14 protein-coding genes are annotated in these 14,746 nt (G+C 53.1%); 5 read left to right on the top strand and 9 right to left on the bottom strand.

The genetic code is table 11. The features are described from left to right. Positions 1-11: 11 nt before the first annotated feature. On the bottom strand, positions 12-1,463 hold the full coding sequence (locus tag ACTHYN_RS05945; protein WP_441811553.1) for an MFS transporter: 1,452 nt from the start codon (positions 1,461-1,463) through the stop codon (positions 12-14). A gap of 234 nt (positions 1,464-1,697) precedes the next feature. Between ACTHYN_RS05945 and ACTHYN_RS05940 the strand changes: the two genes are divergently transcribed. Beyond that, positions 1,698-2,423 carry a cation diffusion facilitator family transporter gene (locus ACTHYN_RS05940; RefSeq protein WP_441811552.1) on the top strand — a complete coding sequence of 242 codons (726 nt, stop codon included), beginning with the start codon at positions 1,698-1,700 and terminating at the stop codon, positions 2,421-2,423. A 53-nt stretch (positions 2,424-2,476) separates the two neighbouring features. Here ACTHYN_RS05940 and ACTHYN_RS05935 read toward each other — a convergent pair whose 3' ends face one another. Continuing rightward, positions 2,477-2,668: a hypothetical protein gene (locus tag ACTHYN_RS05935; protein WP_441811551.1), complete on the bottom strand. Its 192-nt coding sequence runs from the start codon at positions 2,666-2,668 to the stop codon at positions 2,477-2,479. Between the two features lie 333 nt (positions 2,669-3,001). On the opposite strand from ACTHYN_RS05935, the gene ACTHYN_RS05930 reads away from it, so the two are divergent. Then, positions 3,002-4,039 carry a sodium:calcium antiporter gene (locus tag ACTHYN_RS05930; protein WP_441811550.1) on the top strand — a complete coding sequence of 346 codons (1,038 nt, stop codon included), beginning with the start codon at positions 3,002-3,004 and terminating at the stop codon, positions 4,037-4,039. A 135-nt stretch (positions 4,040-4,174) separates the two neighbouring features. Here the strand turns inward: ACTHYN_RS05930 and ACTHYN_RS05925 are convergent, their stop codons facing one another. Continuing rightward, positions 4,175-4,777, bottom strand: a complete 603-nt coding sequence (locus ACTHYN_RS05925; protein ID WP_441811575.1) for a NirD/YgiW/YdeI family stress tolerance protein — start codon at positions 4,775-4,777, stop codon at positions 4,175-4,177. A 244-nt stretch (positions 4,778-5,021) separates the two neighbouring features. Next, the gene (locus ACTHYN_RS05920; protein ID WP_441811549.1) at positions 5,022-5,984 is read right to left on the bottom strand and encodes a hypothetical protein; all 963 of its coding nucleotides are present in this window, start codon (positions 5,982-5,984) and stop codon (positions 5,022-5,024) included. Between the two features lie 143 nt (positions 5,985-6,127). Between ACTHYN_RS05920 and ACTHYN_RS05915 the strand changes: the two genes are divergently transcribed. Together ACTHYN_RS05915 and ACTHYN_RS05910 are read left to right on the top strand one after the other, a co-directional pair. Further along, positions 6,128-8,083 carry an alkaline phosphatase D family protein gene (locus ACTHYN_RS05915; RefSeq protein ID WP_441811548.1) on the top strand — a complete coding sequence of 652 codons (1,956 nt, stop codon included), beginning with the start codon at positions 6,128-6,130 and terminating at the stop codon, positions 8,081-8,083. A gap of 447 nt (positions 8,084-8,530) precedes the next feature. Continuing rightward, positions 8,531-8,962: a hypothetical protein gene (locus ACTHYN_RS05910; protein WP_441811547.1), complete on the top strand. Its 432-nt coding sequence runs from the start codon at positions 8,531-8,533 to the stop codon at positions 8,960-8,962. A gap of 112 nt (positions 8,963-9,074) precedes the next feature. Here the strand turns inward: ACTHYN_RS05910 and ACTHYN_RS05905 are convergent, their stop codons facing one another. Next, a complete protein-coding gene (locus ACTHYN_RS05905) occupies positions 9,075-9,251 on the bottom strand; it encodes a helix-turn-helix domain-containing protein (protein WP_441811574.1) in 177 nt (58 codons plus the stop codon). Positions 9,252-10,126: 875 nt separating this feature from the next. On the opposite strand from ACTHYN_RS05905, the gene ACTHYN_RS05900 reads away from it, so the two are divergent. After that, positions 10,127-10,852, top strand: coding sequence for a PEP-CTERM sorting domain-containing protein (locus ACTHYN_RS05900; protein ID WP_441811546.1), 726 nt, complete (start codon positions 10,127-10,129; stop codon positions 10,850-10,852). Positions 10,853-11,498: 646 nt separating this feature from the next. Here the strand turns inward: ACTHYN_RS05900 and ACTHYN_RS05895 are convergent. The 4 genes from ACTHYN_RS05895 to ACTHYN_RS05880 form a co-directional block, all read right to left on the bottom strand. Further along, positions 11,499-11,921: a hypothetical protein gene (locus ACTHYN_RS05895; RefSeq protein ID WP_441811545.1), complete on the bottom strand. Its 423-nt coding sequence runs from the start codon at positions 11,919-11,921 to the stop codon at positions 11,499-11,501. Positions 11,922-12,152: 231 nt separating this feature from the next. Next, positions 12,153-12,542, bottom strand: a complete 390-nt coding sequence (locus ACTHYN_RS05890; protein ID WP_441811544.1) for a hypothetical protein — start codon at positions 12,540-12,542, stop codon at positions 12,153-12,155. Positions 12,543-12,844: 302 nt separating this feature from the next. Then, entirely contained in the window at positions 12,845-13,054 is a 210-nt protein-coding gene (locus tag ACTHYN_RS05885) for a helix-turn-helix transcriptional regulator (protein WP_441811543.1), read from the bottom strand. A 417-nt stretch (positions 13,055-13,471) separates the two neighbouring features. Continuing rightward, a complete protein-coding gene (locus ACTHYN_RS05880; RefSeq protein ID WP_441811542.1) occupies positions 13,472-14,731 on the bottom strand; it encodes a tyrosine-type recombinase/integrase in 1,260 nt (419 codons plus the stop codon). Positions 14,732-14,746: the final 15 nt, after the last annotated feature.

Here is a 14,746-nt window from a genome sequence, read left to right as displayed (position 1 = left end):
CGCGGGAAAGCCTATTCGACTCTCCGGTCCCGTAAGTCCTTCCAGGCCATGATTAACGCCAGCAGTATAATCAGCGCAATTGTGGTAAAGCCAAGGCTCACGGCAACCGGCCAGGAGCTGTGGGGTAGCACTGCGAACACAATAGCGGTAATAACGGCAATACCCACGGAGGTACCGATACGCTGGCCCGTTTGTACGATGGCGCCTGAGCTGCCAGCGTAGGCCAGTGGCACCTCCGCCAGGGTCAGGGTCTGGTTGGGGCTGATAACCGAGCCCTGACCAAGGCCGAACAAGGCCAGAGAGAGCAGCAACCACCAGACGCTTGTGCCGGCATATTCATGCAGCAGGACGACTGCAATACTGGAAAGCACCCCGAAAACCGCCATAACCAGGCCGCCAATAACCACTTTACGCCCATAGTCGTTTACACGCTTGCCAGCCCAGTTGGCTGAATAGGCAGAGAGCAGTGCCGAAGGAACGCTGACCACACCGGCCTCAAATGCGGAAAAGCCGGCATATTGTTGCAGATACAGAGGCACCAGCACCCAAACACTGGTCATACCAAAAAAATACAGCATCATAATAATGCTGCCGTTACGGTAGCTGTTGGTTGCAAAAATCTTCAGATCCACCATGGGGCTGTAGCCGCGACGGGTATACCAGCGCTCCCAGAGTACCCACAGATAGAACAGAAGTAAGCCGGCAGGAAGTAGCAGCCAAAGCAGACCTGAAGGGTCAGATTCAACAAAGGGATACAGCACGGCAAGCACCCCCGAAGCCAGTAGCAACGCCCCGATAGGGTCCAGAGAGCTCAGGTCGGTATTTCCATTGTTTTTTGGTCGGCGTATGAGAGGGCGTGGAAACCAAAGCCACGCCAGCACAATGGTTAACAGCCCCACCGGTACATTGATCAGAAACGTCAGCCGCCAACCAATCTCGGTTCCCCCAAGTTCTATCAGTAACCCGCCGAGCACCGGCCCAACAGCAACCGAAAACCCCACCGTAGTGCCAAAGTAGCCAAAAGCACGCCCCCGGTCCGGCCCCCGAAAGTACTGTTGGATCAGGCCTATACCCTGGGGATTCAGAAAACCGGAACCCACTCCCTGAACAAAGCGGGCAGCATTAAGCCAATCGGTATCGGGGGCGAGGCCCGCAGCAACAGAAGCAAGGGTGAAAAGAGAAGCGCCCAGTATAAAAAAGCCGCCACGACCCATAAGATCCCCGGCCCGCCCGGCACTGACCAGAACCACCCCGAAGGTGAGGGCATAACCGGACAGCACCCACTGCATTGCGGACTGGCTGGCGCCCAGTCCTTCCTGAATAGAGGCCAGGGCCACATTAACCACACTGACGCTGATGAGCGACATAACAATCGCCATGAGCACCACCGCAAGGATGCGCCAGCGGATCGGGTCTTTGGTGGGGTCGGTGGGGGTATCTTGCTGGGGTGTGTGTTCAGTCATTCAAAACCATTGTGTTATTTGGTAAGCCGGTCAGTAATGCAGTGAACCGTTGAATGGAGTGGCGCTCACCGTGGCATCCACGCCCGCGCAGAGATTATGCACGGCAGTTCACGAATGCCGTCAAGGCTGAATCCGGGCGGGTCGCTTTCGGTAACATTCCATTACCGCTATTGACCTTATAGTTACTATACCCCTTAGTGTACCGCTATAGCGCAGATTTTAGGAGGGTTCGTGGTGGACAGCTGCTGTGAAAACAAGGCCGGTGAACTGGCACAACTGAGGGCTAGCCAAAGCCGGGTGCTTTACATTGCACTTGCCATCAATGCGGTGATGTTTGTTGTGGAATTCAGCGCTGGCTGGATTGCAGGCTCTACCGCACTACTGGGCGATTCGCTGGATATGTTTGGCGACGCGTCTGTCTACGCGTTAACACTCTTCGTGCTGGCCAGGAGCCGTCGCGCACGCGCCGGTGCAGCGTTGTTCAAAGGCGGCTTTATGCTGTTGTTCGGCATTGTTGTTATAGCCGATGCCATCCGTAAGCTGGTGATTCAGGAAGTGCCCGCTGCGGACTGGATGGGCGTTGTCGGCGCCCTTGCCCTGCTTGCAAACGGCGTTTGTTTCGCGCTGCTCTATCGCCATCGCGCGGACGATCTCAATATGCGTTCCACCTGGTTGTGTTCCAGGAATGATCTGGTCGCCAACAGCAGTGTGATCATTGCCGCGGGACTGGTTGCCCTCACCAATACCCTGTGGCCCGATATCATTGTAGGTCTCGCCATTGCGGCGCTTTTCCTGCACTCCGCCTGGCAGGTTATTCGTGAAGGTATGGAGGAATGGCGTCTCGGGTCCGCTGAACCCATCAATATACCGGGCGCAGATAACGGCAACGCGTCTGGAGATAACGGCTGTTCTTCAGAGCAAAGCGCCTGTGCCCGTGAAACCGGAGGACAATCCCGGTGACCATCAATAACCGGAGGGTTACATGGGGACTGTGCCTGCCCAGCTCTAACTTTTTAGTCTTCACGATGCGAATTAGTGTCCCCGGAGGGCAAGCTCTCATCAGATGAGTTGTCGTCCGGTGTAAGGTAGTAATCTTTTTTCTCAATGGTCTTCACTTCAGGGTCTTCAACGCGATTCTTACGGCGGCCCCGATAAAGCCAGAAGGCGAAAATAGCGACCACAACGATGATTATGATCCACTTCATGCCCGATTCCTCCGAACAGTTATATTCTTTCTATTCAGGCATTCTATGGGGCTATCGTCAACGTGAATTGTTCCATCGCGCGGTCCTTCGCAGCCTGAGCAGGCAAAATTATACTGACCTACCTTAATGAATGCTTTCTGGTAAGCCGGCCTGGCGTGTACGCACTCCATCCGGGCCACGATATTGGATCGGAATTGTGGACTGGTAATGGTGTGTTGATGGTATTTGATTCCTGCCACTTCTGGATGGTAAACCTTCTGCACAGTAGCATTGCACGGCTGGTTTCAAGGCCCGGCAGCCCCGTTTTTAATGTTCAAGGTTAATGGAAACAGTATGGAATTTCTGTTCTGGTCCCTGGTTGCAATCATCGCCACCGGCGTAGTCTGGAAAGGTAGTGGCTTACTGGAATCGGCCAGTGAGCGGCTGTCTGCCTGGTATAACCTGCCGGAAATTGTACAGGGTGCGATTGTGGTGGCTGTGGGCTCCAGCTTTCCGGAGTTGTCAACGGTGGTCATTTCCACACTGGTGCACGGGGAGTTTGAGTTGGGTGTTGCGGCTATTGTGGGCTCGGCACTGTTCAACATCATGGTGATACCAGCGGTCTGTGGACTGGTGAGCCAAAAGCAACTCCGTGCCAACCGCGACCTGGTCTATAAAGAGGCTCAGTTTTATATGATTGCGGTTGCTGTGCTCACGCTGACCTTTGCTTTTGCCGCTATCTATAATCCGGTGAATAACGGAGGGCCGGCCATTCTTGGCGAGATGACACGCTGGCTGGTACTGATGCCTCTGGCTCTTTATGCGCTCTATGTGTTTGTTCAGTATCAGGACACAATGGACCACACCGGAACCGTGGACACCCGTGGTATCAGGCCGGGCAAGGAGTGGCTAAAAATGGCGCTGTCGCTACTTATTATTGTTGCCGGCGTTGAAGGGCTGGTGCGGGCCGCCATTAATTTTGGTGATATTCTTGGTACCCCGAGTTTTCTGTGGGGGATTACCGTTGTTGCGGCGGGTACTTCAATTCCAGATGCGTTTGTATCTGTGCGCGCAGCCCGCAATGATCGCGGGGTTGCCAGTATTGCCAACGTGTTAGGTAGCAACACGTTTGACCTTCTGGTGTGCATACCTGTGGGTGTTCTGGTTGCCGGTACTGCGGTTGTGAACTTTTCCGTTGCCGCCCCGATGATGGCTGTGCTCACCTTCGCCACGGTTGCGCTTTTTCTGATGATGCGGACCCACATGATGCTTACCCGGGTTGAATCGGTGGTATTGCTGGGGCTGTATGTGTTCTTTGTGGTTTGGATTTGCCTGGAAACCTTCGCCGTTGTGGACTGGGTACCAACACTACCGCCGCCTGACTCAGGTTGATGAGCGAATTTCGTGATTGATTGGGTAGTTTTTTGTCAGACTTATCTATTAGTACCTGGAACCGTTGTTCCTGCGCATGGATTTACGATCAGTGATAGAGCCCCACCTAAGGCGGGGCTGGTGGGTCAGGGGCTTTTATGAGCTACTATCATTATCGAGTGTAATGACTGTATCTGCCATTAGCTCTGAGTTCTCCCAGGTATCAACGTCCAGATCGCCGGTCACTGTGACCAGGTCGTCTTTTCCAATCTGCTGATAACCTTCATCGTCGGTAGGATCGTAAGTCATCAGGGCGGTATCTACGGTCATTTTTTGGGGCCCGGAATCAATTGTGAACTCCGCGCCGTTGACACTTGTCACCGTGCCTGTCAGAACGAGCTGGCCAATGCCGATCACGGGGGCGACATCAATATCGGCGACGCTTTCTTCATCTGCGGCGCTGGCGTAGAAGTAAGTCCCAAGGCTGTCAACGTAAACGCTACTGGCTTCTATTTTGGCGACTTCATAAGTATCGTCGTCAACCTCGCCGTAAACGGTGACTTCGTCACCCGGCAAGACTTCTCCGCTTTCTTCAAACCAGTCCCAGTCGTCCATTTCAACGGTGACCAGGCCTTTGCCATAATCCAGCATAAATGTGTCTGCAGTGGTGCTGGTCACTTTCCCGCTCAGGGTTATCCAGGAGCCGTCCGCAGCAAGATATGGGGTCTCTGCGGCGAGAGCCGCAGCGCTGGCGCTAATGCCAGAGTTGAGACGATTGCGAGAGAAAGGGTTGAGCGTTTCATAATTTAATCTCCTTTCTGATTTTAGTCTTTGACCTCGGTCAGACGAGAGCGGTGTAGCTGGTTTTTCGCTACATCCGCTGCCTGTGACCTTAGGTCTGATATCAAGTTCAGAGATGAAAAATGCTATTAACCCTCTTTAATCTTCCGGAAACGTTTCTGTGTGTGCTACTTCAACCGCACAGACGCGTATATGGCAGGGTTCAGAGAATTTCCACGCCTTCACATTTATAGCGGCCTATTAATGTATCGTCCTGCAACAGATTGCCTTCAAGGTCGAAGCAGAACAGGTAGGTTTCAGTACGATCTCCGATCTCAACACTTTTAAGGCCGATGCACTCGTCGGTCCGGCCGGGGATAAGCTTGAATGAGGATACGCCACGCTCAGGCGTTCGCTGGCCGATATCCAGCGTTCTGATATCGGTAAAATCGGCATTGGCAAAAATCAACGTATTACCACCGCGCTCCGGTTCGTCCACGGCCTCTTCGAACGGGGTCCGGGAAATTTTTCGTGGAAAGAACAGCCAGCAGTTGCGATACGGGTGCCACTCTGCGGCCTCATGCGTCACGTAACCCTGATCGCCCACGTTGAGAGCCTCTCGCATGCGTTGATAGTTGTTATGCCAGTTCATGCTTTCCAGGCTGTAGTTTCGGCTGAGAATCTTGATCCACTCTTCTTGCGCATTCTTTCCATGACTGCCGACGATCATTTGGTCGCCTTTCAGAGTGGCCCATTCGCTTTTGAAGCCCTTGAATGTCTCGTCGCCACTGCCCGTCATCAGGATATGGCGGGGCACAAGCTGATTTTCGTTGCGGATTTCACACATCAGCCCCGTTCGGTCGTCGAAGGTGACCAACCGCTTGCCGAACTGGACGAGTTCAGAGAACTCTGCGCCTCGGCCACCCTCGGCAATCAGGCTGATCAACTGGTGTTCGCCGCCTTGTTCTTTTGGGATCTCTTCCAGTCTGTAGGAGATTTTTCCTGTGTCCGGATCTGTTTCGCGATAAAGCTTGTCGAAACGGAGGGTGGATTGCCAGGCTGTCTGGCCGCCTTCCAGCTCTATCTGGGAAGCATGATCCTCATCCGTAATAATGGCGAGGGTGTATTCAGTCTTGTCGCTGTTGTAGCGTTCAAGGCGTTGGATATCGAGTGGCTTTTCGATCATGTCGGCCTCCTTTTCCCAAACTCAACCGGGTCGTGAGTAGAGTATAGTGAGGGTAAGGGATTTGTTGATCATTTTGGAAACGCTGGACATGACAGCCAGAATAAGCGCATTGATAAACTACCAAGTTGTGATGGGAGAAAACCATGAGTACGCGGTCTTTGACGTCGCTGCCGCCAGTGCTGGCTGGGCCAATTCTCAGGCACACCACCCTTGATAGAATTTCGCTTTGGCTTGTAGGGTCTTCTCCGCTCACGATACGGATGCGGCTTTATCAAGAGACTTCAGATGAGCCGTGGTTTGTCCGGGTCTTGATGGGCAAGGACGTCACCCGGGTTCGTTTCGGTACCTATGCATGTTTGCACCTGATTGACGTCAGGCTTGACAATGCCTTGCCTGCAAATACCCGCATTGCGTATGACCTCGGCGTATCTGGTTCTGTGTCGGACGATCTGGAAAACCATCAAGAGTCCTGGATAGCGGACTGGGCGCCACACCTCTGCATGCCAGGTACAAGCCGGCCTGACTTTGTCCTCAAGGATCGGGTGGATCGGCTCATTCATGGGGCCTGTCGTCGGCCGCACTCCTCTGCGCCTGACGGACTGGTGCGAGCCGACGAATTACTCCTCGGGGCTCATAGCGATAGCGAAAAGCGACCAGCCGTGATGCTGATGACCGGTGATCAGATCTATGCCGACGATGTGTCAGGCCCCATGCTCCGCGCCATCCATAACCTGATCGACTGCCTTGGTCTATACGACGAGGCGCTCACCGGCAGCGTGGTCGGTGACAGCAAGGAACTGCGGGGTGACCCGAATACCTATTTTCACCGGGAAAAGCTTTTGCCGGATGTTCAAAGCAATGAGGCGCTGATTGAGCGTTTTTTTGGGGGTGTCAGGAAACCGGTGTTCACGACCGCCAGTGCCCAGAACCACCTGATTTCCCTCAGCGAAGTCATGGCCATGTACCTGTTGGTCTGGTCGCCGGTGTGTTGGCACATGATTAATCAGGTGCCACCGGCATTGAACACCGAGGACGCGAATACCTATCAGAGTCAGCAGGCATCGATTGACGGATTCGTTGCCGGACTGCCTCGTGCCTCACGTGCCATGGCACATATCCCAAACTACATGATCTTTGATGATCATGACGTTACGGACGATTGGAATCTGTCTGCATTGTGGGAGGCTACGACTTACGATCACCCTTTCTCCCGGCGTATCGTTGGTAATGCCCTGATTGCCTACCTGCTTTGCCAGGGATGGGGAAATAACCCTGATGCCTTTGACGATATCATGCCGGCTATTCAGAAATTGTCGGAATCTGCGGGGAATAGCTCTTGGTTTGATCAGTCCAGGCAAAATGCGCTCATTGATGACCTTCTACAATTCCAACACTGGCAATACACGCTAAACACATCACCCAGAATTGTGGTGTTGGATTCCCGCACTCGGCGCTGGCGCAGCGAGATTAATCGAGCCCGCCCATCAGGGTTAATGAATTGGGAAGCACTAACCGAGTTCCAGCAGGACATCATCGATGAGAAGGCCGTGATCGTTGTCTCCCCCGCACCCATGTTTGGTGTAAAACTGATCGAATCAATTCAGAGCGTGTTTACCTTTTTAGGAAAACCTCTGGTGGTTGATGCTGAAAACTGGATGGCACACCGCGGTGCCGCCAATGTACTGCTGAATGTTTTCCGACATTCCCGCACACCCGAAAACTTCGTGATACTGTCCGGCGACGTCCACTATTCATTCGCCTACGACGTGCGCCTCCGGCATCGGCCGAATCACCCCAGGATCTGGCAGATCACCAGTAGCGGTATTAAGAACGAGTTTCCTCATATGCTTTTGGAGTGGCTAGACCGGATGAATCGCTGGCTTTACGCGCCTTGGTCACCACTCAATTGGTTCACCAAAAGACGGCGTATGCGCGTGACGCCGCGCATGCCCGAGGGCCGAGAGGCAGGGGAAAGGCTCTGGAATAATGCCGGTATCGGTGTGGTAGAACTGAATGATGAAGGCGTGCCGGTTTCTATAGAACAACTTAATTCCGACTCTGGCGGCACACGGTTTCCGCAGCCGGAGCGTTACCAATAAACCTGAAACTGGCTTTCGGAGCTGACGAGCGGGAGGGTGTATTCTCTTTTGCTAAACTGGACAGTGGTCGCTGTCATCGGAACCGGAACCGTCTGGAAAGGGCAGCGGATTCCTGCTCCATTCTGACCTCATTGGGGGTACAGAATCGACGATAGTGAGGCGAATGTCATTTTGCACTTCAGATGTACCCCCAAGATGCTTAGATAGCGGCGGAATATTGTGGATAGATAAGAACGGGGTAGGTCGGTAAAGTTGTTTTAAAACAGGTGGTTAGTTTGGTTTTTGGATTGGTGCAGAAGGGTAACTGGTACCCCCGGCAGGAGCCTAAACAGAAGCTTAACGAATTGAAAAATATAGCGTTAAGTATTGGATAGGTCTCTGAGTACCCACAAAAGTACCCGCAAATTCACGCGCTGCATTTCCAAAACCAACACTGGAGATGTGACCATGAGCAACTATACCCCGAAACTTGATGACTGCCGTTCGCGCCTTCTGAATGCGGAAGCGCTGCTACACCACCTGAGTAAGCCTGAATACCTCAATAATCTGCTGGAGGCGTGCTCTCCAGAAGTGACCATAGGAGCAATGGTAGAGAAAGCCTGGAACCTGGTGGCTGAGGCCAGCGGTGACTGTGAGGCAATTTGCGATGCTCATAATGAAGAGGTAAGGGCAGAGATACGAAGCATTGCGGCTGACTATGTGAGCTGCCAGCGGGAGAGTCAGAAGCCCGGCAACCACATCCAGCATATACACGCGATTGAAGAGAGCCGTTCTATGGTCTTGATGCTGATGGCGAACCTACGCCAGGCCAGTGAGAACGGGGAGGTAGTCAGCAATTCGGTCCTCGAAGGCTTGCCAGCCCACTGCAGTCCAACATGAATCGGACAATCGAAGCGTCATGCGCTCTGAGTGAAAGCCTGAAGTGATGTACTGAGCCCCGGCTGGTCCAGGGCTTGTGATTTACTGTGTTTTTATCTGACAATCGTGCCGTCTATTTCCGGGGAACGCTAACCATCTCAGTCTTTGCAGCCTGAACGGTTGAGGTTGAGCAGTCGGCAATCTCTGCCACCTTGCGGATACTGAAGCCAGCTTGTAACAGTTCCTTGATTCTCGAGCGCTTGGTGGTGTTCTTTGGCCGGCCATGGTGAGCCCCTTCGGCTTTGGCTATACCTTTACGATACGCGGGCGGGGCTCATATTTGAGCGTATTGGGTGGAATCTTGCGGGGGTGTGTCAGCCTGCTAAGCTGGGCAGGGATACCTTAGTTTTCCTTAGCTTCCTTTCGGCAGTACCCGCACAACAGCGCGGTGCATGTTCAGATTGTTGGCGTAACGGTGAGCTTGTTCTTCCAAGGCTTTCCGGTCCTCTCCAACTAGCTGGACAATGCGTTTACCTTTGTGGCTAATCCACGCTTAAAACGTCTGCGCCTGGGTTTCGGTGGTCTGCATGCTTGGCTCCTTAAAATCTCGTCTTTCTGAAATCTAGAAAAACGTTTTGAAGTTAGTTAGCGATAAAAGAAGGCTACAGGGGCGGTAGTCTCGTTGAACGTCCTCAGGATTCTCCCTCCCCCTCCCACGGCCGCGTTCGGCGGTTACCTGGACGGTCAGGTTGCAGCATTGCAGTGGCTTTCTGATATCAACATTTTTCAACATGCCGGGTCTTCTAACGCACTTTTCGTGCGTACCAACCGCGTACCTTTCGGGCGAACCACGTGCGCACCGGCCCATGCAGTGCGTAACACTTGTGCGTGAATTCCCCCCCCCATTGTAGCGGGTAGTTGGCGGCCTGTTAGTTTGTCTGCTCTCAGGTTTTTATAGTCGGGAAAATCGTCGGTGGGTTTCTATAGTAGGTGCATTTAGAAATGCCTCCCCACTTGCAAATAGTCAGCTTTCTTTACAAAGGTAATAGTATAGAGCCCTTAAGTTTTTGATTTATATAGGCTGGCACGATTACTGCTAACGTTTTTCGAGTCTTTTTATCGTACCTAATAAAACACCATTCAAGAATTGCCGCACTAGCAAGGACGGCTAAAAGGAACGAAAGTATGAGATTATTTATTGGACGATTTGGAGTGAATTTGAAAGTGGTGCTGATGCTGTCGGCAATGATTCTAGCCTCCCTATTTACGCCTTCTACAACGATGGCCACTATCATAACCGTCGAACCTGATGACTTTGCTGAGGGGACAGATCTCTCGAACGTGTCTCCCTATGTATCGTTGCAGAGCTTGGGCGGTACCGGGTATGAATCACAGCCTGTCTATTCCACTCGTTCCAACCCAAGATATAGAGCGCCGACGGGCGAACTTGTCTTCGGCACTTTTGGTTCAACCTTCGGTTTCGATTGCGGCGACGGGTATTTTGAATGCGCGTTTGGGTTTGGAATGACCTTCCATCAGCCAGTTAGTTGGGTTTCGTTACTATATCAGAACATATTTGATGGGGATACGGAGGCTCGTTATTACAATCATCCCCTTGATTGGTTTGCGTATGATTCCAGTGGGGAGCAAATCGCTAAGGGAAGGCAGATAAGTGGCAGTCCGGGGCAAGTTTTTAGCTTGAATTTAGCCATACCCAATATGAAGCATCTGGTAGTGGGTGCCAATGACGGTGTTAATTTGATGGAGACTGACCGTCTCTCTTTTGCTGTGGATGTCCCGGAACCGACTCCGGCAGCTCTACTTGCAATAGGTTTGGGGGCTATGCTCGTTGCTCGGAAACGAAAACTATTCAAAGTAGTAACGTTACTTCGGTCTCGCGGTTTGGCTTAGATGCCAGGGGCCGGCTGGTAGTAAGTTCGTACTCCCGTATACACCGCGAGGGTGTTTCCTTCGATGCGATAGCGGCTCAGCGGTGTATAGCAGTCGGGTCAGGCCCTCAAGTGTCTTTTACCCGGTCATCGTCGGTCCTCCATAACATTGTCGTTTGATGTTTGGGTAGATGCCATCGGTGTCTTTCTGATGATTCGGTAGTTATGGGTGTAGCTCGCTCTCGATCGTCTGCTAGCGACTTTCCGTTAGAAGGCATCAGCCGAAACTAGGACAGAAGGTAGGCTCGGCTGTGCCGCTCTTCGGGTATCTCCTGCATTTCATCAAATAGCCCGGCCCCTCGCGTGCAGACTCCGGAAAATCATCGTCATGCGCCACGGCGCCCATGATGCTCCTACTTGGCCGGCGCGTGAGCTTTTTGGTGTGAGCGCTCCTTCCCGCTGGTCAGCTATAGCCTGTACCCAATGGTAAACTATATGGGGGTGCAGATTTAGGACAGAAAGCCTTTCTCCTGAAATCGTAAGCATCTGTTTTTCCTCAAATCGCGTTTTCTGAAAACTACATGGTTTTGGGTGTCTGGGTGAATTTTTAGGACAGCCTGTCCTAATTCAGTACCTAGCTCTGGGGCACATTCTGACCCCGTGAATTTTTAGGCAGCCTTCCTTAGCTGCGATCTTTTCCTTGGCAAAGTGAAAACTGGTCGTCCTGGCTTCCATCTTTTCCAGTCGTCTGTAGGCTCATGGTTGTTCACTCGCTCAATCGTCAGACTCCACTCTCGGGCCTTTCGCTCCTGCCAAAGCTCATCATTGGTGAGCCGTATGAATCCATGCTCTGTGAGCTCCCTGAATGCGTCCTGTGCGGTCTGCTTTGCACAGCCCAGCCGTTCCATAGCGTTCTGCACCGATATGGATAGCTGCCCGTTTCTCTGCGGCCTGTAGATGCTGTGAAACTCCAGGAGCAAACAGCGGGCAGGCATGGACAGATCCCGGTACGCCGCTGACTCGAACCACTCACTCCAGACCTTGAACCAGTAGCCTTTGCGTTTGACTCCAAGGGGTTTAGTGTTCGACATACAACGACTCCAGGGATTTCCGGCGCCAGAGCGTGCCTGATTTAATTAGCCGGATTCCTTCGCCAGTAACCTCAGCAATGGTTCTGCCGGTTTTCTCGCCAGCTCTGCAGCAAACTACCTTAATCGGCTTTCCAGTGGCCTGTGTGCGCTCCTGAGCCCATCTCAGGCAGCCGGGAAGATTGTTTGTGTGTGCAACTTTGGAGGTTTCATCGATTGCGTATACGGTGCGCATCAGGCAGCCCTCCGTGCTTCATGGGCTTCAAGTAGTGCCAGAGCTCTGCCTCTGCCTTCCGGTTTCAAGTAATACACGCCAGGGCGGGTTTTGAATCCATCACGATCGATCACTTCAATTCGGTCAGTGTGAATGTCGAGCCGGTAATGGTCACGCAGATCCTTGATGTACTGCGGCCCGTTCGTGGTGCCTATCACTCTGTCTGCTTCGATGCGCGGCAGGGGACCAGTCAGTAGGCGCTTAAGCAGTCTGATGTGCCGGCACGAAAGGTGAGCGGCGAGGGTTAACAGGCTGGCTTGGTTCTGGGTATACTGCTGTTGGTCATATTGCGTTTCTTGAGAGCCCTTCGTCGGATTGCAGCCGGCTGGGGCTTTTCTTTTGTCTGTCATTTCCGAGCCTCCCTCATATCGATGAATCGATAAAGATCCGCGAGAGCGACCGCTTTGCAGTCGGCTATCCTGACGATCTCCAAATCTCCGCGAGAGACAGCATCCGTGACTTCTGATGCAGTCATATTCATCTCGCGTGGCACTTGTGAAAAGGCGAGAAACTGGTGGTTGTTGCGGAAGAGCCAGCCGGGGCTGCGCTTTTCAGGTTGGTGTGATCTCATGATGCACCTCTACCGAATTCGGATTGTGTGAGCCCATACCCAGGGCAGGGCATAAGGGCTCAATCAGAGCTGTGGTTAGGCTTATGCGGCGCGGTCGCGCTCAGCAATGCGGGCCTGAATCCACTGATGCACTTCTGATTCAATCCAGCCAACGGCAGAGCCATTGCGGGAGAGCTTGATAGCTTTTGGGAACTCGCCGGCAGTCTGCATCTCATAAAGCTTGCTGCGACTGAGCCCGGTACGCTTGAGGGTTTCGGACAATCTGAGAATCGAGTAATTTGAAGCGGACATAACTTCCTCAGGGATCTGGTATCAGTTATGCCGTATGGGGAGGGGATTACAAAAGATAACGGCTCATTCAGGCTAAGCAGAATTGTGCTATTGCTGTCTGGCTGTTATCGTCTGAGTGCTATTAGGCGTTCGCAATCTTAATAGCGCCCATCCTTAAACGGCTCTGGGTTCGGGTGGGGTACGGTTGCCTGGTACGCTTCCGTATCCCGCTCTCTTTCTCCGAACACATCCCGACCTTGCCGCCTTTATCCAAAGTCCGCAAGCGAGAGTTCATCGAATTTCCGACGGTCCACCTTAAACTCCTTATTTGGCGCGGTTCAGAATCACACCATATAACACCATATAACACTAAATCCTCATTCTCGTGATTGGTGTAGCCTATAGATTTTAAATTCGATATTGAAAAATAAAATAGCATCAAGGCATCTTTTTAGACCTGATTGGGACAATTCGCCCGCCTTTCTTCAGATTGTCCAGGTAATCAGCCCATTGCTGCATCATGGCCGTTCGCTCTTCCATTCGGGCCGACCGGTTGTACGCCGCGGCAACCTGATTGCGCTGGCGGTGAGCAAGTTGCAGTTCAATGACCTCCGGGGGCCAGCCCATTTCATGCAGGAGCGTTGACGCCGTGGCCCTGAATCCATGCCCTACCATCGTGTCACTGTCGTAGCCCATGCTTCTCAGGGCGGTGTTAATGGTATTGTCCGACAATGGGCGGCCTGGCTTGATCGACTCGAAAACGTAAGGCCTGTGCCCGGTGAGCTTTTCAAGCGGTTTCAGGATCTCGAGAGCCTGGCGGGGGAGGGGTATTTTATGGTCTGGCACTTGGCCGGCTCGCTTGGCCTTCATGGTCCCTTTCATTCGATCCCCTGGCACAATCCACATTCCCGCCTTCAGGTCGATCTCAGACCAGACGGCATTCCTCAGTTCACCAGGGCGAAGGAACAGCATTGGTGCAAGTTGGAGGGCGGCACACGTTGCCGGCTGTCCTGCATAGGCGTCAATCGCTCTGAGAAGGCCCCCGAGCTGCTGCGGGTTCGTGATTGCGGCTCTGTTCTTTGCGGGTACCGCTTTCAGGAGGCCCCGCAAATCGGCGGCTGGGTCGCGGGTGGCCCGGCCTTCGGAAATGGCGAACCGGTAAATCTGGCTGATTCGCTGGCGCATCCTGTGCGCGGTTTCGTGTTTACCCTTGGTTTCGATCTTGCGCAAAACCTGCAGAACCAGGGGCGGCTCAATATCGGTAATCGGCATACTGCCAAGGTGCGGGTAAATCCACTTGGTCAGGCGGTTGCGAGTCACGTCTATGGTGCTGTCGTTGAGCTGACCTTTCTGGAGCTTGAGCCAATCCTCAGCAACGGCCTTGAACGTGTTGCTGGCTGCTGTGAGGTTCTTGGCGCCTTCTGAGCGGCGGAAGGTTACAGGGTCTTTCTTCTGCGATAGCAGCTTGCGGGCTTTGTCGCGTCCTTCCCTGGCTTCCTTGAGCGAAACCTCCGGGTAACTTCCCAGGCTGAATACCTTTTCCTTTCCACCAAACCGATACCGAAACCACCAGACTTTTGAGCCAGGTTTGATTATGAGGGTGAGGCCTCCACCATCCGCCAGCTTGCGCCTGTTCTGGCCTTCGGGCTTTGCCGCTCTAACCATTGTATCGGTGAGTTTGTTTGTCTCTCTGGCCATACGCACCACCTGTGC

Origin of the sequence: Marinobacter sp. (assembly GCF_052091845.1) — a bacterium.
GTDB lineage: Bacteria > Pseudomonadota > Gammaproteobacteria > Pseudomonadales > Oleiphilaceae > Marinobacter.
Note: the sequence above shows the minus strand (reverse complement) of the source record. Positions and strands in the feature narration are given on the sequence as shown.